Below are 17,786 nucleotides of genomic sequence, written 5' to 3'. Positions count from 1 at the left end.
GCGCGGTGCTTCCAACGCGCGCGGCCCCTTTTGCGTACAGGAAAAAAGAATGTCAACGCCAACGCTCGTCGCCGCGGACGAAACCCGACAGCAAAGCAGCACGGCGCCCGCCCACTGGGGCGGGGTATTCGCCATGACGCTGTGCGTGTTCGCGCTGATCGCATCCGAGTTCATGCCGGTCAGCCTGCTGACGCCCATGGCCAACGACCTGGGTGTCAGCGAGGGCCTGGCGGGATACGGCATCGCCATTTCCGGCGCGTTCGCGGTGCTCATCAGCCTGTCCATTTCCGCGCTGGCGGGGAGCACGAACCGGAAAGTCCTATTGCTTGGACTGACCGCATTGATGGCGGTTTCCGGTGCGGTGGTCGCGCTGGCGCCCAACTACCTCACTTACATGGTGGGGCGTGCGCTGATTGGCGTGGTCATCGGCGGCTTCTGGTCGATGTCGGCCGCGACCGCGATGCGCCTGGTGCCGTCCAGCCAGGTGCTACGCGCCCTGGCCATCTTCAATGGCGGCAATGCGCTCGCGACCGTGATTGCCGCGCCATTGGGCAGCTATCTGGGCGGGGTCATCGGTTGGCGCGGAGCTTTCCTCTGCCTGATTCCAGTGGCGGCCCTCGCGCTGGTCTGGCAATGGGGCAGCCTGCCGGACATGACGGCCGAGCGCGCGCAGGGCTCAGGCAATGTGTTTCGCCTGTTCAAGCGCCGCGCGGTGGCGTTGGGCATGGCCGCCTGTGGTGTGTTCTTCATGGGGCAGTTCGCGCTGTTCACCTACGTGCGGCCTTTCCTGGAAACGGTGACGCACGTGGAGGTACCCACGCTCTCGCTCATCCTGCTGGGCATAGGTCTGGCGGGCTTTGTCGGTACCGTCGTCATCGGGGTGCTGCTGAAGCAGGGCCTTTACCGGACCCTGATCGCCATTCCCGTCCTGATGGCGGTGATCGCATTGGCGCTGATTCCGCTGGGGGCGTGGGTCTGGCCCGTCGCCTTCGCCCTGGCACTGTGGGGACTCCTCGCCACCGCGGCTCCGGTGGGGTGGTGGAGCTGGATCGCGAATGCACTGCCGGATGATGCCGAGGCGGGCGGTGGACTGATGGTGGCGGTGATCCAACTGGCCATTGCCCTGGGGTCCACCGTGGGCGGCATGCTGTTCGATCACAGCGGCTACCGCAGCACCTTCGTGGCGAGCGCCGCGGTGCTACTGCTCGGCGCCGGACTGACGTTGCTGACGTCGCGCGCCTCATTGTCCCGGGTGGACTGAACGCCATGCATCAGGGAGACGAGCCTTGAGCGGTCGCCTTCTTCGTTTGATCCGTTTCCGTCCATCAAAGCGGCTGCGCTTGCAGGCGCTGGGAAAAGAACGACTGGTGGACCAACGTGTACGGCTATCGCTTCGGCTCCGTGCCCAGTTGGGACGAGTCCACCCGCGTCGCCCCGTTCTTCCTGTGGAATCTGGATGTCCAGAAGAAGATCACGCCCAAGGCCACGATAGGCTTCAGCGTCGTCAACGTGTTCAACAACCTGCATCCCCGCGATGACAGCTTCATTAGCTATCCCTATTTCTGGCGTGCTTACAGCCCGCTGGGGCGGCAGGTGTTTGCCAACTATCGGGTTACCTTCTGATTTGCCGAAGTGTCCTTTGCAGTCCCCTTGGACCCGGCGTGAGCCGGGTTCTTTTTAGGTAGTGCTGGCGAAAGAGCATTGGTCAGAAATCTCTTTTATCAGGCGCTGCCTACCTGGTTTTCGATTAGGGCGTGTGATCGAAGGTGAGATTACGACGGGTCGTTCTTGCCGTTATATGACGCGAGCCGAGATCTAGCCGCTCGGCGATGTCTAGGGGCCAATGTGTGTCTGGCACGGCTAGTGAGCACCACGAAGGTTCGTCGCGGGCCCCCTGCGACATGTCCGCCGCGAGGTCGAGCATTGAGAGCTGCCGGAGCGGGGCCAGTACGGAGGTGAGACCAGCCCGAAGAAGAAACTGCGGGGCGGCCTCCCCCGGTCCTCTCTGGCCCGGAATCCGACGACCTTTGGTCCGCGGCCTCATCGAGAACCAGACAAACGAACGGATGGCCGTGGTCCGGCCAGCTACTCCCAGGCCGCCGCCTACGTCATTCTGCTGGCCAGGATGGAGTAGGACCTAGGGGACCTTGGCAGAGATCTCGTCTGAGCGGGGCGGGATACTATTCGACGCCGCCTAAGAATGGACCCTGTCTGAGTGGGCCGTCCAGCCGTCTTGCTTCGAGGGGGGAGGTCATCCCCAAGGATTTCACTCCCTCACGCAGAAGATGGCTCGCGAGCTTCCGGTACGAGACCCCAGATTGGCAGGGGATGTTCTGGCTGATGGCGGCCTAACGCGGGTTCGGTGCGAAGTCGGTGCCCCGACCGCAGCGGGGCACGCGCTAAGCCCGTCCGACAGGGCTATCCGTCATCGACGATCACTGGAACGCCTCGAGGGCGCCCTGTGTAGTTCCGGACTAAGTCTGGACTGAATAGGCACGCAGTTCACGCCAAAACGTAATGCCAACCCTTTCCGTGCCCCACGGTAACGGGAGGGCGCTAGGGTACAGATATGAAGCTCAGGACCCAACGCCGGATTGCCCTAGGTGCCCTTATTGCGGTGGCAATTCTGGCCATCGCATATGGCGTCTACTGGTGCATGGAGCCTGGCAGCGACAGGGCAGTACCCGATATTCCTCCCATTGCGGGCGGCCCCTCGAGCTAGCCAAATCGCTATGTAGCCCTAGTCACAGGCTGTTTGCGCCTATTGACAAAGTAACATCCCTAAGATAATCGTTGCGCCGCCAGGGACGGTAGCTGCGAGCCTGTCGTCTGCCTGCCAACGGGGAGTGTGGATATGACGGCAAGAACAGGATGTTGGGGTGCCGCTCTGCAAGTCGTTTTTGCGGTCATCCTATTAGCTTCGACCAGCGTTGACGCATGGGCAATGCGCCCAGTATGCGATTATTCTGAGCGCGCGAGTTGTACTCTCGGCCCCGGTGGTGTCACGAGTTGTACGGTCACTGCGGTTCGCGAGAACTGTCGCTGGGAGTACGAGGCCTCAGATTTCGAGTTTCTGTCCGGTTCTCGAGACCGGGAACCCCTCATCAGCCGTGAACCCATAGTAGGGGGGCGTGAGCCACTCACCGACCTTGCTGTGGGAAATGATGCGGTGTTGGCCTCGCTCATTGATTGCAACGAAAATTCCTCTGTTCCCCAAAGTACAGGCAGGCCGGTCAGCATTGCGACGGGAAAGAAGTACTTGCCCGAATTCGACTTCGGCGTCCTGCCGGAGGCGGGCGTTCAACTCGTGGTAGGGCGGACTTATGACAAATTCCTCGATAGAACGGGTATTTTCGGCCGCCGATGGGCGTCCACCCTTGAGTACACCCTGAGTTTTGATTACAGCGGAGTCCAGTGCCATGGGCGTTTGGATGCCATGGCATCCTGTGCGCCAGGCACGAATCCGCTGACGAAGATTTATGCCAATCGTACCAATGGCTATGCCTGGGTATTCAGCAAGGATGCTTCCGGCATTTGGCGGACGAGCAAGGGCGACGCGCTAACTGTCAACGGAACAGGCTGGAAGCTGCTGACTCGCGATGGTGAGCAGGTCGAAACCTACGATGCGCAAGGCCGCCCGCTGACGATTCGTGATGAACGCAATGTAGGACTGTCCTATAGCTACAACACAAGCAATCAACTTGCCACCATTACCCATTCTTCTGGCCGCGCGGTCCAACTGACCTGGGCATCCGGGAAAGTGAAGACAATCACCGCACCTGATGGGAAGGTCTATACGTACAACTACAATACCGGCGGATACCTCAGCAGTGTGGTGTATCCGGACACGCTAGGGACGCGAACCTATCACTACGAGGACACTGCGCAACCGGGGGGGCTCACTGGCGTTTCGGTGAATGGCGTGCGTTACAGTCGTTATGCGTACCAGGCTGATGGTCGTGCCGCCTCGTCTGGGCTGGAAGGCGGTGTTGAACGGAGTACCTTCGCCTATGGTGCGACGTACACCGACGTGACCAATCCGCTAGGGCAAACCACGCGCTATCAGATAGCGGATTTGAATGGGAGCAAGCAGGTGATTGGGGCCGAACGCCCCGCGAGTGCAGTGTGCCCCGTGGGCGCTCGGTACACGGCTTATGATGCAAATGGGAACACTGACTATGAGTTGGATGCGTTCGGCATCAAGACCGAATATACCTATGACGCAGATAACCGGCTGACTCAGAAGATTATTGGAATTGGTCCTGCCGGCGAGACTGACCAGCAACAGATAACCCAATACGTCTGGGATCCGGCAAAGAAGGGGCGGTTGCTCGCCGTGCGGGTCTATGGTGCGTCAATTAACCTGCTCATATCTGAAACTCTCTACGATTATTACGCTGACGGTGACTCTGCCGCCCGGTTGTTGCGGTCTGTGAAAACAATCAACCGCAGCGCCACCGGGATCGCCAATCAGGAGCGCATTACCTCTTATGGCTATGCCATTTACGCCAATGGCATGGTTCAGACCATGGTGATCGATGGTCCGGTGGCAGGCACCGGCGACCAGACGACGTATCAGTTCAATGCCACAGGAAATCTGATATCAGTCAGCAATTCATTGGGACATGCCACCATCTACTCCGGCTACAACGCGATGGGATTAGTCGGGAGAATCGCGGGGCCGAATGGCAGCATCACAGACTTCACTTACGACGCAGGCGGGCAAGTGCTGACCCGCAGTGACGTTATCGGAGGTGTCGCCCAGACTACGACCTACACGTATGACGCCCGGGGGAGATTGATAAAACTCACGACACCGGATGGTGCTGCAATGGTGTATGGCTACGATGCGCTGGACCGCCGCACCTACCTGTCCCGCACTTCTGACTATGAGGATGGGTTGCCGGAAACAACAAATGAGACGATGACCGAGCGGGTCAACTACACCTATGACCTGATTAGCAATGTGACTGTCTTTGAAATTCAGTCCATCTACAGGGGCAAGGAATACGACCCAGACCTTGGTAAGGTTCTCAATTTTGTCGGCACATCGACAAGCTACAAAAATTTCACCGACTACGATGAGGGAGGGTTTGTCAAGGCTAGGCGAGGTAATAACGGACAGCAGGTTAGTTATACCTACAACGCCAATGGGGACCTAGCCACGCGTGTCTCCGCCGGACGGACAACACGTTACTTCTACGACAGGATGCGCCGAAACAATCGCGTGCAAGATGCGCTGAATGGAAACACCTATCTGTATTACGACGCGGTAGGAAATCTCGTCAAGGTTACCGACCCGCGCGGGAAAAATACGACCTATGTCCACGATGGATTCGGGCAGGTTTGGGCGCAGACCAGTCCGGATACAGGCACTACCACCGCCGAGTACAACGCTGCCGGTCTGCGCACAAAATTCACGCGAAGCAATGGGGCTTCAACCTCACTTGGATACGACACGCTTGGCCGCCTTACAAGCACCATCGCGAACGGGCAGACGATATCCTACGGCTATGATTGGTGTACCAACGGCAAGGCAATGCTATGTAATGCTAATGGAGCAAGCAGCATCATCCACTTCGCTTATACAACGGAAGGTAGGGTAGCGACTCGCCGTGAGCTCACTACAGCCAACGGTGTGCAAAGTGACCATTCGACACGCTTTTACTACGACGGGATGGGGCGGACGACTGCCATCACCTATCCAAATGGCATGGCGGTGGGGTATGGCTATGCCGACGGGCATTTGAAAACAATGACGGTTAACATTGGAGGAACTGTCAGCAATGTCGTGCTTGGCGCGGAGAATCAACCGTTCGGTCCGCCCAATGCATGGGGCTACGGAAATGGGCTCCGTCGAGCCTATACGTACGATCAGGACCGTCGACTGACTTCGCTTGGGACCTATAATGGAAACAGTATTGTTCAGAAGCTGAACTATTCCTACAACGGCGCCGATGAGGTGACCCAGATTGCGGATGCCGTTAATAGCAATCTGACTCAGAACTTCGGTTATGACAGTCTAGGTCGCTTGACCAATTTTACCTCCCCTTCCGGGAACCAGAACTTCTACTACGATGCCAATGGCAACAAGAATCGACATGTGTGGACATGGGACGAGAGCTTGACTGTAAACGCAGCCAGTAATCGCATCGATGCTATGACCTCACATGCGTACACCCATGACAGCCTCGGCAATCGCGTGACACAGTCGTGGGGCGGCTCAACCGCCACCTACAATTACGACCCGTTCAATCGATTGATTAGTGCGTCGAGAAATACGGCCATCAGTCAAGCGGAGCCGAACTACACGACCGTAAGCCTGCCGGCTGGAACGACAGCGTACGCCTACAACGCTTTCAATGAACGTAGCTGGAAGTCGGCTCCAAGCCACGGCAACTATCGCTATGTCCATGCACCGGGAGGCAGCTTGTTGGCTGAGCTCAAGGACAATACCAGTGTCTGGACAAACTATCTCTGGTTCGACGGAAAACTCGTCGGGATGGTTCGCGCAAACCAGGTGTACTACTTCCATGCTGACCATCTGGGACGCCCAGAACTGGTCACCAACAATGCCAAGGCGGTCGTTTGGAGGGCCAATAATTTCGCATTTGACCGCAAGGTCTCGCTGGACAGTATCGGTGGATTGAACGTAGGGCTGCCGGGCCAATACTACGATCAGGAAACAAATCTTTGGTACAACCTCAATCGCTACTATGATGCGCGACTAGGACGTTATACGCAGAGCGATCCAATTGGTTTGGTTGGGGGCGTAAATACCTATACTTATGTGCACGGAAATCCAATTAGTTTCATAGATCCATCCGGACTGATCGACCTCAAAATCCCAGGCGTGCCGATATCCATTCATGCCAATCCTGGCCCTGAGGCCACTACGTTCCGTGCTGAGCACGACCCTCCGCATGTGCATTTGGGCAGCAATGATGGACCGAGAGTCGATACGGAGAATTTCAAGCCGTTATCTGAGGCCGATGCACGAAAGATGACAAAGGAACAGAGGAAGATGTGTGATGCCTTGAACGGAGGTCAAAAATCCCTAATCCGAGCGAGGCAAGCCGCCGTGTTTAGGTACGGCAAGTACATAATTAAGGCTATGTCGATGCCGCTGGTTGGTGCGGACTCGTTTACCAATGCGTGCAGGTCGGATCCACTTGAATGTGCAGAACTTATTGAAACTGCCGGCCCACCACCTTGGGGGAATTGATCATGACAAGGGATGACTATCTCCGACTTATGAAGTTTCCCAAGGAGTGGGAAACATTCAACCTAATGCCCGAGGAACTTGTGGATAAGCTCATAGGAATGTACGTGCCTGGACACGAGGATTCTTCAGAGCATGATAGAAATGGAGTCTTTCATTGGTGGCTGAAGCAGGCGCCAGACAAGGATGTGCTGATGAAATTGGTCAATCTGTCGTTCCTTGATCCGGATCAGATCATGGCGGCAGACGTTAGGGGGCATATTCTTCGCAGCACACAAGCCGATGAAGATGTCAAAGGGCTAATTCGGCGAGGTTCGGTCTAAGTCCCTATGCCTATGTGAGGGGGGATTCGACTGGTCGAATTGATTCGCAGGGGCTGCATGTTATAACGGATTGCGCGATAGGTTTTTTATCGCAGTATTTTCCGGCGGGTGCCAGGGGGCATCGAAAACAGGCTTGTTGTTGAGCTAATCGCAAGGGATTTTCATACGGCAAACAAACGGCGATCAGTGCGATGAAGCCGGGTAGGGAAGTCCAGGGCAATCCGGTGGGCATGTCGTTGCCAGGCAATCTGACCGATGTGGGGGAAACCAGCAATGTGATTAGCGCCCCCGAGCCGCATTTCTGAGACCCTTTGAAACTGGGCCGCCGACGTGATATCAAGTCGGCGGATTCAAGGGGGCAATATGGACGTTTCTTTCGTGACGCGGGCCTTCTACGGCTTCGCGATAGCCATGGTCATCTGCATGGTGCTGGGCGTCATCGCCGGCAAGCTGTTTGGCGGCACCAATAAGCGATTACAAAAGCTGACAGCACATCTTGTATTTGGCGGCGGCATGGTTCTTTTTATGCTGGTAGTTTTTCCGCGCCTACTCCAAAACATATAGACGGCTTGTCTTGGGAGATTAAGGATGGCATTGCAGATCAAGGTCGCGACTGCTGGCGGTAGTGAAACCTTTGTTCTTATTAACACGGATGCAAGTCACTGTCCTTTGTGCGGTCGGGATGTGCATCCTCTCAGGGTCTACGCACTTCAGATATCTAGCAACCATCTTCAAATTGCCTATCGATGCCCGAGCTCACAATGCATGGGGTTGTTTGTTTCATACTACGCGAGTGTAAGAAGCACGACCTATGAATTTCAGGGATCTGCGCCAAAGAGAGCTACACGTCCAGATTTCCCCGGCGCCATATCGGAGACTTCGCCCACGTTTGTCGAAATTATGGGGCAGGTGGCTGAGGCTGAAGCCCGCTCTCTCGATCAACTTGTAGGAATTGGTCTTAGAAAGGCGCTTGAGTTCTTAGTGAAAGACTACGCATCATTGCTTCAGCCAGAGAAGACGACAGGTATTCGCTCTAGCACGCTGGCGCAGTGTATTGAGAACTACGTTACGGATACCAATATCAAACAATGCGCAAAGCTCGCCACTTGGCTTGGGAATGACGAAACGCACTATGAGCGGAAGTGGACAACTAAAGATGTCACTGATTTGAGAATCTTGGTGCGTCTCTGCGTGAACTGGATAGAGACTTCACTTCTGACGAAGAAGTATCAGGAAGACATGGATGGCGGGAAGTGAGGTCGTATGCGCATTGGGGTGTAGGGGCTGAGCCCCTACGGTGACGCCTTCAACCGGCGCGCGTTCCGAAGCGCTGGGCCTGCCAGTCGGCCAGGTCTACAACAACGACCTTCACCAGCTGCCGCCGAACCGCTTTTCGTGACGCATTGCGGCTGCGGGCGGCGGTCAGGCGTTCTTCCTGTTCCAGACGCCAGAGGACGCCTTTCATGCGCTCTGGGCTGATACGGTCGCCGGCAGGTGAAACGCGCCACCGGCCACGCTGTTTCCAGCCCAGCCAATCAGCGGTCAGGTCGGTGTGGCCGTCAACGACGCGGGCGTAGTGCGCCAGCGCGGCAGGAATTGGGTTTCGTGCGGTCAGCTGGTCAGCACGGGGGACGAACAGGGCTCATAGGGCCTCCATGGCTCGGGAATCCCTGGAACCCTGCAACAGTCGGTCCAGCAGTAGGCGCAGGAGGGACCAGTAGTACCGCCAGACCCGCTGGGCACGGCGATATGTCTTTTCGCATAATGCATATTATGTAACAGCCTGGATGGGCAGCTGGCCCAGTCCCGATGCCGGCAACAGCTTTAAACGCCCTTGCCCTGGCCGGCCGAATCGCCCGCGGCTGCCTTGGCCGCCCGGGCTCCGCCACTATGTCCCCCAGCAGGATCGCACCAGTCCGAACGCCAAGGACGCGAGGACTACGAGAGTGATCGTCTGCAGCGTGCCGGCGATCATGTTGTTGCCGAAGACGTAATGCGTCCATTTGAAGGCGGGCTCAAATGTCTTGTTGCGTTGGTCAGGTTCCATGGCGTCACCGCATCTCAAGTCGCGGCATCCTAGCCGACGCGCTTGTCTTGCGGGTTGCTGCAGTCTGTGAGCAACGTTCTTCGGGGCGAGGAAAAGGAGGTTTCTTCAGCCGCCGCGACACCGTTGCCAGCCGCCGGCTTTTGCATGGACCTGTTCCCATCCATTTGCCAGGCGTTTGAAGGCCTGTCCGCCAATACAGGCGTAGCCAAGCTGTTTGGCTTCCGCGGAGCCAAGCGCGGGAAGCTCGACGATGCTTTCGGAGGGTCCTGGCCTGCCGGCCTGGCGCGCCTCATTGGCAAGAATCGTGTTTTCCATGCTCTGGCAGAAGCCATGCATGCCCGGATGCGGGTGGTTGCGGTACTGGTCGCATTTGAACGGCGTCGTGCCATTGGCCATCGAGTTGTGGGCCGCCTTCGGGGGCGACGTCACCCGTGGTGTTCCCTTGCCTCGTGCGCTTTGAACCTGTCCCAGCGCGGTGATCGAACAGGCGGCCAGCATGACCGCCAGGAATGTCCGTTTCATGCGATTTCCCCGTTTACGGGATGCAGGGTACCTGAGCCTGAGCCGGTCTGCGCGACCTCGCCAACGGATCTATTTCGGCGCTAGTACCGCCAGCCCGGCTTCGCCTGCTCGTTGTAGGCGTCATGCACGGCGAGGTCATGGCACAACAGGGCCCAGCCGAGCGTGGTCAGCCAGCAGGTGCTGGGGGCGCTGTGCGTCTGCAGTTCCACGAGTCCCCGCTCGGCCAGTTTCGATGCGGCTTCGCGCCAGGCGTCGGTTACGGTGATGCCTTCGGCTATCGTCATGACCCGGTCGTCTGATGATGCGCCGCAGAGTTCAACCAACAATTGCCGTTGCTGGCGGCTGAGGCCGCCGTAGCCGGTCACTTGCCTTCGCCTGGTGTGGGTTTGCTTGCACCATGGACCCGTCGAGGTAGGGTTTTGTTAACACCTGAAGGCCATTCGGACGCCCCGCCCCGCGCGAATGCTGACTAACGGCACCCCGACAAACGGCACTGCTTTTGACGGTCCTGACAACGGAGCATGGAGGTCGAAGCCCGTTCCGGGCGGCAAAGGGAATGCTCGGAAATGGCGCGGATCTTGGGATGGATCGTCATGACGTTTCTGGCGGTCGCGGTCGCCTGCTATGCAGTGGCGCTGCTGGCGTTGCCTGAATTTCGCCCGTCGCTGGTCCGGACGCTGATCGCCGAGCGCCCGGTCGCCGCCATCGCGCATTTTGCCGGGAGCGCATTGGCGCTCGCCATCGGGACCTTCCAGCTCAACCGCTGGCTTCGCAGCCGCTTTGGCGGCGGACATCGCTGGCTGGGTCGGCTCTACGTGGCGGGCGTGCTGGCCGGCGGCATTTCCGGTTTCGTGCTTGCGGTCCAGTCGTCGGGCGGGACCATCACCCAGGCTGGATTCGCGCTGCTGGCGGTGTGCTGGCTTGGCTGCACGTTCATGGCCTATCGCCATATCCGGGCCGGCAACATCGCGGAACACCGGCGCTGGATGATCCGCAGCTTCGCGCTGACGTTCGCGGCGGTCACGTTGCGCATCTACCTGCCCGTCAGCCAGATCGCGGGCATCGCGTTTCCGGTGGCCTATTCGGCCATCGCGTGGCTTTGCTGGATGCCGAACCTGCTGGTCGCCGAGGTCTACCTGCGGTTCGCCGGCGCCGGTGACTGGCGCGCGCAACGGATCGGCAGCCGCGCCTAGTCGATGCCCTGCCCCGCCCGCGCGTCATTCGTTGGCGAGCGGCTTGAACATCAGGAGGGAAGACGCCGGGCACAGCGCCGAGAACTGGGAGGTGGCGCGGACACTGGCGGGTGCCTGCTCGCGGTCGACCGGCTGGTAGCCCCGCGCAGCGAAGAAATCCGATGCGTTCGTAGTCAACAGATAGATCGCGCGGTACCCGCGTTGCCGGGCGAAGTCCTCAACGCGCGCGACCAGCCGGGTGCCCAGACCGGAGCCCCTGGATTGCCGGGAGACCGCCAGGGATCTCAGCAGTGCCAGCTCGCCGCAGCGTTCCAGCGCCACGCATCCTTCGAGCACGTCGTTCCGGCGCGCTCCGAGGAATTCGACACGCGCGCCGTTTGCGAGATCCGCGGTGGGGAGACCGCTGTCGGACAGCAGGTGGGTGACTGCCGCGTCGAGATCGATGGCTTGGATGGACGGCATGTCACCTGGCTCCGATGGCACGCTGGACACCCACGCAATACCAGCCCTGCGTCCGGTTGACGATGGCGACGACCGACAGCATCACTGGCACCTCGATCAGTACGCCGACCACGGTCGCCAGCGCCGCGCCGGAATGGACGCCGAACAGGCTGACCGCGGTGGCCACCGCCAGTTCGAAGAAGTTGCTGGCGCCAATCAGCGCCGAAGGGCCGGCCACGCTGTGGGCCACGCCCAGGCGCCGGTTCAACAGATAGGCCAGACCGGAATTGAAGTAGACCTGGATCAGGATGGGAACGGCCAGGATGGCGATCACCATCGGCTGTTCGATGATCTGGCGGCCCTGGAAGCCGAACAGCAGCACCAGCGTCAGCAGCAGCGCGGCCAGCGAGTATGGCCCCAACCTGTGCAACACCTTTTCCAGCCCCTGCTCCCCTGCCCGTTTCATCAACCAGCGGCGCATCACGACCGCAATGGCGACCGGCACGATGATGTAGAGGCCGACCGAGATGAGCAACGTGTCCCACGGCACGGTGATGGCGGACAGGCCCAGCAGCAGCGCCACCAGCGGTGCGAACGCCACCACCATGATGGCGTCGTTGAGCGCCACCTGGCTCAGGGTGAAATTGGCGTCGCCCCGGCAGAGATTGCTCCATACGAAGACCATCGCCGTGCAAGGCGCGGCGGCCAGCAGGATGAGTCCGGCCATGTACGAGTCAATCTGATCGGCCGGCAGCGAATCCGCGAACACATGTCGCAGGAAGAACCCGCCCAGCAGCGCCATCGAGAACGGCTTGACCGCCCAGTTGATGAACAGCGTGACGCCGATACCACGCCAATGCCGCCCGACTTCCTTCATCGCGCCGAAATCGACCTTCAGCAGCATCGGGATGATCATCAGCCAGATCAGCACCGCGACCGGCAGGTTGACCCTGGCGAGTTCCATCCCGCCCAGGCGGACGAAGGCCGCGGGAAACAGGTGGCCGAGGCCGGTCCCGACCAGGATGCACAGGCCGACCCAGACGGTCAGGTAGCGCTCGAAAAAACCGATGCGGGGCGCGGCCTCAGCCATGGGAAAGCGCCTCGTCCTCCGGCTCCACGAAACCGATCCGATCCAGTTGTGTCTTGAGCGCCTGCCGATCGTTCCAGGCCTCGGCCGGCAGCGCCAGGAAGGCCAGCAGCCGCGCCTTGATCACGCGATGCGCCTGGCGGAAGGCTGCGGCCTTCTCTTCGTCGGTACCGGAGACCGCCGCCGGATCCGGCAGGCCCCAATGCACGCGCAGGAAGTCGCCGAACACCACCGGGCAGGTTTCCGCGGCCGCCGAATCGCAGACCGTCACCACCAGGTCCATCGGCGCGGCATCCGCGGTCGCGAATTCGTCCCACGACTTGCTGCGCAGGCCGGCGGTCGAAATGCCTTCGGCCGCCAGCTGGGCGAGTGCATGTGGATTGACCTGCCCGGCCGGCTTGCTGCCGGCGCTGAATGCTTCGAACCGGTTGCCGGCCCACGCCCGGAGGGTGGCTTCGGCCAGCACGCTGCGGGCCGAATTGCCGGTGCACAGGAACAGGACGCGACGCTTCATGGGATCCCTCGGCTCAGCATTCACAGGAAGAGGCGGGCGCGCACGACTCGACGGGCGATCCGGCGCAGCAGTTGTGGGTGAGATAGGCCACCAGGCCGTTCATGGCCTCGAAGTTGGCCCGATAGCAGACGTTGCGACCGCGGTTCTCGCTTTCCGCCAGGCCGGCCTGGACCAGTTCCTTCAGGTGGAAGGAAAGCGTGGCGTTGGGAATGGCGAGCGCTTCGGCGATCTCGCCCGCCATGCGTCCGGCGGGGCCGGCCTCGACCAGCAGGCGATAGGCGGCCAGGCGGGTGGCGTGTCCCAGGGCGGTCAATGCGGCGATGGCTTGTTTCGTTTCCATATTTCCAGAATAATCGAAAGAATATGACAAAACAATCCTCGATCGCGGACATTCCCCACGTCAGCACGGAGCTGCTGCCCCTGCCCCGCCACGATTCGCTGGGAGCGGCGGGAAGCCACGCCCCGCGCATCCTGCTGCTCTACGGTTCCCTGCGTCCGCAATCCTTCAGCCGCAAGCTGGCGCTGGAAGCCGAGCGCATTCTGCGCCACCTGGGCGCGGAGACACGGGTATTCGATCCGCACGACCTGCCCCTGCTCGACAGCGTGCCCCGGGAGCATCCGAAGGTCCGGCAGTTGCGGGAGTGGTCGCAGTGGTCGGAAGGACAGGTGTGGGTGTCGCCCGAACGCCACGGCACGATCACCGGCGTGTTCAAGAACCAGATCGACTGGCTGCCGCTGGAGGATGGCAGCGTGCGCCCCACCCAGGGCAAGGCGCTGGCGGTCATGCAGGTCTGCGGAGGATCGCAGTCCTTCAACGTGGTCAACACGCTTCGCATCCTGGGGCGCTGGATGCGCATGGTGACCATCCCCAACCAGTCGTCGGTCGCCAAGGCCTGGCAGGAATTCGACGACGACGGCCGGATGAAACCGTCGCCGTTCCATGACCGCGTGGTGGACGTCATGGAGGAACTCATGAAGTTCACGCTGATGGTCCGGGATCGCAGTGACTATCTGACCGACCGCTACAGCGAGCGCAAGGGCGCGGTAGCCAAGGTGCAGGAAATCAACCGGAGGATGTAGCCGGTTTCGCCGCGATCAGGACTCGGGGCCCTTCAGCACGTAGTCCCCGGACCGGGCGCCGGGTACCAGTGTCCAGCCGGGCTTCAGCGCCAGCTTCCAGCCGGGACCGCGTGGCGTGGCTGCGCTGGCATCGGGGGCGGCGAGGATCACCGCTTTCCAGTCGCTTCTCATCACCGCGCCCTCCTCCACTTCCAGCGTGCCCCAGTCGTCGGTGACGCGCATGGTGGGATAGACGGTACCCACGCCGTCGAGCGGTTGCAGGTTGCTCGGGTTGAACTGGACGCTCATGTGCTTCAGGGCCAGGGTCAGCACCGGTCCCCGCACGAAGCGCGCGCGGTTGCGTTCGAGTTGCGCCAGGCGTTCCCGCTCGCGCGCGGTTTCCGTTTCGCGCAGCGCTGTGCCGCCATGGCGCGCGGCCGCCGCGGCCAGCGCCGCATCGCCTGTCGCCACTTCGAAGCCGCCAGCCTCGCGCAGGCGGGTGCCGAGATCCATCGCGGTGTCTCCCAGACGCTTGCGCCAGCCCGGCGCGAATTGGTCGAGCAACAGGCCGTAGGCTGGACCGGTCGCGTACGCGAAGGAGCGCACGAAGCTGGGATCGGCGACATGCGACTGGAGATCGTGGAGCGCCGCCTGAAGGCGAGCCTGCGGCGTCGCGTTTCCGAGCATCACGCCGGTGTACTCAGCCAGGCCTTCGTTGAGTTCCAACGCCGTCTCGTCCGCGCGGGCCTCGGGGAAACGCCGATGCCGGTCGGCGCGGAACGCCAGCGCGTCGGCGACCGCGGCGCGGCGGGCGGGGTCGCCATCCGCCTGCAGCGCGCTGGCCAATGCCCGCCATTCCAGTTGCAGGGTGTAGCGGCCCTCCAGCGTATCCAGATGCGGGTTCTCACCGCCCCGGGCATCGGCAATCGGCAAGTCCGGTTGCAGGCGATGGAACATCTCATGCGCGATCAGCGTGCCGCGCTTGCCTTCGTCTTCCGGCAAGGGCCACAGCATCTGGGTCCAGCGCGTGCCGGACCATTCGACGGCCGTGTTGGCGACGTTGGTCTCCGGCGGCAGCTCGCCGACGAACACGCCGTCCTGTTCGCGCAGCGCGCCCTTTGCGTCGGCCTGCGACGCGACGATGTGGCGGGTCTGCGGATCAACCAGCATGATGGGGCCGCACAGCGATGCGCCCCACAGGTGCCCGCCGTCTGCTTCGCATTGCGAGCGGGCCTGGCTGAAGACGGCGCGCGCGTCGGCGAGGGGAATCGCGGCGTCCTGGGCCAGCGCCGGCATCGCCGCGCACAGCAGGAACATCCCCATCCAGCGAATCCGATGTCTCATGGCGCTCCCTCCCGAGCGGTTTCCGTCATTGGATATCACGGAAACGGCCGGGCCGCAGTGCCATAGGTTGGCCGAAAGGGGGCACTCCACCCTCCCCTGTCGGAGAAGACGGCGCGAGGAGGCTTTCTGTCGCGCTGCGGCCGCGTCAGTCGGCCGTGGCCGGATAGCGGGCAGCCAGTTCCGCCACCAGCCGGCCTATCGCCGTTGGCGAGCGGCCACTGCTGATCGCGTCACGGATCTTGTCCAGCAACGTGGTGTCGCTCTGCACATGCAGGACGCGGCTGCCGGTCTGGCGTCGATGCTTGCGGTTGGCCCGGTAGTTGCGCGCGCGCTCGGCGGCGGTCATCGCCACGCCATGCAGCGGCGGACGGCCACGACGCCGGGGAAACACCATTTCCAGGGTGCCGGGATCGTTTGCGTCACGCATCACGTGGCTCCATCGTTTGGGATGATGGCTATTTTATGTGACGCGTCACGTAACGCAAATGATCTTTGGTTATCTGGGATGGGTGCGTCGAAAAGAAGAAAGCGGCCGCCCGGGTTCGAGCGGCCACGCGTCACGAAATCAGACCCGCCCTGCCCGCGCCAGCGCGAGGTACTCGTCGTCGGTGAACAGGCGAGAACGGACGAGGAAGCGCACGCCCTCCCCGTTCTCCAGCGAGAACATGCCACCGCGACCCGGCACGACATCGATGATCAACTGGGTGTGCTTCCAGTACTCGAACTGGGAAGGGCTGATGTAGAACGGCGCGCCGCCAATCTCGCCCAGTTGCACGTCGCGGTCGCCGACGATGAAGTCGCCGACCGGGAAACACATCGGCGAGGAACCGTCGCAGCAACCGCCGGACTGATGGAACAGCACCGGCCCGTGCCGGGCGCGCAGCGTCTGGATCAGCTGCAACGCCGGCAGCGTCGCCATCACTTGCAAGGGAGGGGGATTTGCGGTGGACGAGGCTTCGGTCACGGGCGGTGCCTTTGAACGGCAAACTCAGGCGGCCAGATCCAGCACCACCCGGCCCTCGATCTGGCCCTGGTGCATGCGCTGGAAGACCTGGTTGATGTTCTCCAGCCGATCGGTGGAGACCGTCGCCTTGACCTTGCCGAGCGCGGCGAAGTCCAGCGACTCCTGCAGATCCAGACGGGTGCCGACGATGGAGCCGCGCACGGTCACTCCGTTGAGCACCATGCCGAAGATATCGAGCGGGAACTGGCCCGGCGGCAATCCGTTGAGCGACACCGTGCCGCCGCGCCGGACCATGCCGATCGCCTGCTCGAACGCCTTGGGCGAGACCGCGGTGACCAGCGCGCCATGCGCGCCGCCGATTTCCTTTTTCAGGTAGGCCACCGGATCGGTGGTCCTGGCGTTGACGGTGACGGTGGCGCCGAGGCGCCTGGCGAGATCGAGTTTGGCGTCGTCCACGTCCACGGCGGCGACGTTCAAGCCCATTGCCCGCGCGTACTGCACCGCCATGTGCCCCAAACCGCCGATGCCGGAGATCACCACCCAATTGCCGGGACGGGTATCAGTCACCTTGAGTCCCTTGTAGACGGTCACGCCCGCGCACAGCACCGGCGCGATCTCGACGAAACCGATCCCCTTCGGCACATGCCCCACATAATCGGCGTTGGCCAGCGCGTATTCGGCGAATCCGCCGTTGACCGAATAACCGGTGTTCTGCTGCTGCTCGCACAGGGTTTCCCAGCCGCCCAGGCAGTGTTCGCAATGCCCGCAGGCCGAATACAGCCAGGGAATGCCGACCCGATCGCCTTCCTTCACGTGGGTGACGCCGGCACCCACGGCCACCACGTGGCCCACGCCCTCGTGGCCCGGAATGAATGGCGGGTTCGGCTTGACCGGCCAGTCGCCTTCGGCCGCGTGCAGATCCGTGTGGCAGACGCCGCAGGCTTCGATCTTCACCAGCACGTCGCCGGCGGCGGGACGCGGCACGGTCACCTCTTCGATGACCAGCGGCTTGCCGAACTCGCTAACCACGGCGGCTTTCATTGTCTTGTCCACGCATTTCTCCTGTTGGT

Annotated in this window: 19 protein-coding genes; 8 read left to right on the top strand and 11 right to left on the bottom strand. The window is 61.3% G+C overall.

Annotated features, from left to right (window positions below; all coding sequences use genetic code 11):
• Positions 1-49 precede the first annotated feature (49 nt).
• The 6 genes from FG323_RS02500 (at position 50) to FG323_RS02475 (ending at position 8,802) form a co-directional block, all read left to right on the top strand.
• Positions 50-1,261, top strand: coding sequence for an MFS transporter (locus FG323_RS02500; RefSeq protein ID WP_141452846.1), 1,212 nt, complete (start codon positions 50-52; stop codon positions 1,259-1,261).
• A gap of 116 nt (positions 1,262-1,377) precedes the next feature.
• Positions 1,378-1,623 (top strand): TonB-dependent receptor, encoded by a 246-nt coding sequence (locus FG323_RS02495; protein WP_141452845.1) that lies wholly within the window; start codon positions 1,378-1,380, stop codon positions 1,621-1,623.
• A gap of 1,231 nt (positions 1,624-2,854) precedes the next feature.
• Positions 2,855-7,225 (top strand): RHS repeat domain-containing protein, encoded by a 4,371-nt coding sequence (locus tag FG323_RS02490; RefSeq protein ID WP_141452844.1) that lies wholly within the window; start codon positions 2,855-2,857, stop codon positions 7,223-7,225.
• 2 nt (positions 7,226-7,227) lie between these two features.
• Positions 7,228-7,545 (top strand): hypothetical protein, encoded by a 318-nt coding sequence (locus FG323_RS02485; protein ID WP_255469982.1) that lies wholly within the window; start codon positions 7,228-7,230, stop codon positions 7,543-7,545.
• A 363-nt stretch (positions 7,546-7,908) separates the two neighbouring features.
• Entirely contained in the window at positions 7,909-8,109 is a 201-nt protein-coding gene (locus tag FG323_RS02480; protein ID WP_141452843.1) for a hypothetical protein, read from the top strand.
• A 24-nt stretch (positions 8,110-8,133) separates the two neighbouring features.
• The gene (locus FG323_RS02475) at positions 8,134-8,802 is read left to right on the top strand and encodes a DUF4145 domain-containing protein (RefSeq protein ID WP_141452842.1); all 669 of its coding nucleotides are present in this window, start codon (positions 8,134-8,136) and stop codon (positions 8,800-8,802) included.
• 49 nt (positions 8,803-8,851) lie between these two features.
• Here the strand turns inward: FG323_RS02475 and FG323_RS19610 are convergent, their stop codons facing one another.
• From FG323_RS19610 to FG323_RS02465, 3 genes are all read right to left on the bottom strand, one after another.
• Positions 8,852-9,010, bottom strand: coding sequence for a hypothetical protein (locus FG323_RS19610; RefSeq protein WP_181444063.1), 159 nt, complete (start codon positions 9,008-9,010; stop codon positions 8,852-8,854).
• Between the two features lie 687 nt (positions 9,011-9,697).
• Entirely contained in the window at positions 9,698-10,114 is a 417-nt protein-coding gene (locus FG323_RS02470) for a hypothetical protein (protein WP_255469979.1), read from the bottom strand.
• A gap of 80 nt (positions 10,115-10,194) precedes the next feature.
• Positions 10,195-10,398, bottom strand: coding sequence for a hypothetical protein (locus FG323_RS02465; protein ID WP_141452841.1), 204 nt, complete (start codon positions 10,396-10,398; stop codon positions 10,195-10,197).
• A gap of 237 nt (positions 10,399-10,635) precedes the next feature.
• On the opposite strand from FG323_RS02465, the gene FG323_RS02460 reads away from it, so the two are divergent.
• The gene (locus FG323_RS02460; RefSeq protein WP_220094112.1) at positions 10,636-11,307 is read left to right on the top strand and encodes a DUF2306 domain-containing protein; all 672 of its coding nucleotides are present in this window, start codon (positions 10,636-10,638) and stop codon (positions 11,305-11,307) included.
• A gap of 24 nt (positions 11,308-11,331) precedes the next feature.
• Here the strand turns inward: FG323_RS02460 and arsN2 are convergent, their stop codons facing one another.
• From arsN2 to FG323_RS02440, 4 genes are read right to left on the bottom strand one after another with little or no spacing between them, the layout of a single operon-like run.
• Positions 11,332-11,769 (bottom strand): arsenic resistance N-acetyltransferase ArsN2, encoded by a 438-nt coding sequence (gene arsN2, locus FG323_RS02455; protein WP_141452840.1) that lies wholly within the window; start codon positions 11,767-11,769, stop codon positions 11,332-11,334.
• Between the two features lies 1 nt (position 11,770).
• Positions 11,771-12,838, bottom strand: coding sequence for an ACR3 family arsenite efflux transporter (arsB, locus tag FG323_RS02450; RefSeq protein WP_255469977.1), 1,068 nt, complete (start codon positions 12,836-12,838; stop codon positions 11,771-11,773).
• Complete coding sequence (locus FG323_RS02445; protein ID WP_141452839.1) at positions 12,831-13,349, bottom strand: arsenate reductase ArsC; 519 nt, start codon at positions 13,347-13,349, stop codon at positions 12,831-12,833. Before FG323_RS02445 ends, arsB begins: the two co-directional genes overlap by 8 nt.
• Before the next feature lie 13 nt (positions 13,350-13,362).
• Positions 13,363-13,689: a metalloregulator ArsR/SmtB family transcription factor gene (locus tag FG323_RS02440; protein ID WP_141452838.1), complete on the bottom strand. Its 327-nt coding sequence runs from the start codon at positions 13,687-13,689 to the stop codon at positions 13,363-13,365.
• Between the two features lie 23 nt (positions 13,690-13,712).
• Between FG323_RS02440 and arsH the strand changes: the two genes are divergently transcribed.
• Positions 13,713-14,429: an arsenical resistance protein ArsH gene (gene arsH, locus FG323_RS02435; RefSeq protein ID WP_141452837.1), complete on the top strand. Its 717-nt coding sequence runs from the start codon at positions 13,713-13,715 to the stop codon at positions 14,427-14,429.
• 15 nt (positions 14,430-14,444) lie between these two features.
• Here the strand turns inward: arsH and FG323_RS02430 are convergent, their stop codons facing one another.
• The 4 genes from FG323_RS02430 to adhP form a co-directional block, all read right to left on the bottom strand.
• Positions 14,445-15,752, bottom strand: coding sequence for a hypothetical protein (locus FG323_RS02430; RefSeq protein ID WP_141452836.1), 1,308 nt, complete (start codon positions 15,750-15,752; stop codon positions 14,445-14,447).
• 145 nt (positions 15,753-15,897) lie between these two features.
• Positions 15,898-16,179 (bottom strand): hypothetical protein, encoded by a 282-nt coding sequence (locus FG323_RS02425; RefSeq protein ID WP_255469976.1) that lies wholly within the window; start codon positions 16,177-16,179, stop codon positions 15,898-15,900.
• A gap of 138 nt (positions 16,180-16,317) precedes the next feature.
• Positions 16,318-16,671 carry a DUF779 domain-containing protein gene (locus tag FG323_RS02420; RefSeq protein ID WP_141452881.1) on the bottom strand — a complete coding sequence of 118 codons (354 nt, stop codon included), beginning with the start codon at positions 16,669-16,671 and terminating at the stop codon, positions 16,318-16,320.
• A 69-nt stretch (positions 16,672-16,740) separates the two neighbouring features.
• Positions 16,741-17,769, bottom strand: a complete 1,029-nt coding sequence (gene adhP, locus FG323_RS02415) for an alcohol dehydrogenase AdhP (protein WP_141452835.1) — start codon at positions 17,767-17,769, stop codon at positions 16,741-16,743.
• Between the last annotated feature and the right edge of the window lie 17 nt (positions 17,770-17,786).

Source organism: Pseudoxanthomonas sp. z9 (assembly GCF_006542425.1).
Classification (GTDB): Bacteria; Pseudomonadota; Gammaproteobacteria; order Xanthomonadales; family Xanthomonadaceae; genus Pseudoxanthomonas_A.
The sequence above is the reverse complement of the archived record's forward strand: the minus strand, read 5'-3'. Positions and strand labels throughout refer to the sequence as shown.

What these genes read in the sequence shown, in the direction of transcription:
- FG323_RS02445 (WP_141452839.1), bottom strand. Translation starts at nt 13,349, where the DNA reads ATGAAGCGTCGCGTCCTGTTCCTGTGCACCGGCAATTCGGCCCGCAGC.
- FG323_RS19610 (WP_181444063.1), bottom strand. Translation starts at nt 9,010, where the DNA reads ATGAAAGGCGTCCTCTGGCGTCTGGAACAGGAAGAACGCCTGACCGCC.
- FG323_RS02425 (WP_255469976.1), bottom strand. Translation starts at nt 16,179, where the DNA reads ATGCGTGACGCAAACGATCCCGGCACCCTGGAAATGGTGTTTCCCCGG.
- FG323_RS02475 (WP_141452842.1), top strand. Translation starts at nt 8,134, where the DNA reads ATGGCATTGCAGATCAAGGTCGCGACTGCTGGCGGTAGTGAAACCTTT.
- FG323_RS02480 (WP_141452843.1), top strand. Translation starts at nt 7,909, where the DNA reads ATGGACGTTTCTTTCGTGACGCGGGCCTTCTACGGCTTCGCGATAGCC.
- arsH (WP_141452837.1), top strand. Translation starts at nt 13,713, where the DNA reads ATGACAAAACAATCCTCGATCGCGGACATTCCCCACGTCAGCACGGAG.
- FG323_RS02420 (WP_141452881.1), bottom strand. Translation starts at nt 16,671, where the DNA reads ATGGCGACGCTGCCGGCGTTGCAGCTGATCCAGACGCTGCGCGCCCGG.
- FG323_RS02465 (WP_141452841.1), bottom strand. Translation starts at nt 10,398, where the DNA reads ATGACGATAGCCGAAGGCATCACCGTAACCGACGCCTGGCGCGAAGCC.
- FG323_RS02430 (WP_141452836.1), bottom strand. Translation starts at nt 15,752, where the DNA reads ATGAGACATCGGATTCGCTGGATGGGGATGTTCCTGCTGTGCGCGGCG.
- FG323_RS02490 (WP_141452844.1), top strand. Translation starts at nt 2,855, where the DNA reads ATGACGGCAAGAACAGGATGTTGGGGTGCCGCTCTGCAAGTCGTTTTT.
- arsN2 (WP_141452840.1), bottom strand. Translation starts at nt 11,769, where the DNA reads ATGCCGTCCATCCAAGCCATCGATCTCGACGCGGCAGTCACCCACCTG.
- arsB (WP_255469977.1), bottom strand. Translation starts at nt 12,838, where the DNA reads ATGGCTGAGGCCGCGCCCCGCATCGGTTTTTTCGAGCGCTACCTGACC.
- FG323_RS02485 (WP_255469982.1), top strand. Translation starts at nt 7,228, where the DNA reads ATGACAAGGGATGACTATCTCCGACTTATGAAGTTTCCCAAGGAGTGG.
- FG323_RS02500 (WP_141452846.1), top strand. Translation starts at nt 50, where the DNA reads ATGTCAACGCCAACGCTCGTCGCCGCGGACGAAACCCGACAGCAAAGC.
- FG323_RS02460 (WP_220094112.1), top strand. Translation starts at nt 10,636, where the DNA reads ATGGAGGTCGAAGCCCGTTCCGGGCGGCAAAGGGAATGCTCGGAAATG.
- FG323_RS02470 (WP_255469979.1), bottom strand. Translation starts at nt 10,114, where the DNA reads ATGAAACGGACATTCCTGGCGGTCATGCTGGCCGCCTGTTCGATCACC.
- FG323_RS02440 (WP_141452838.1), bottom strand. Translation starts at nt 13,689, where the DNA reads ATGGAAACGAAACAAGCCATCGCCGCATTGACCGCCCTGGGACACGCC.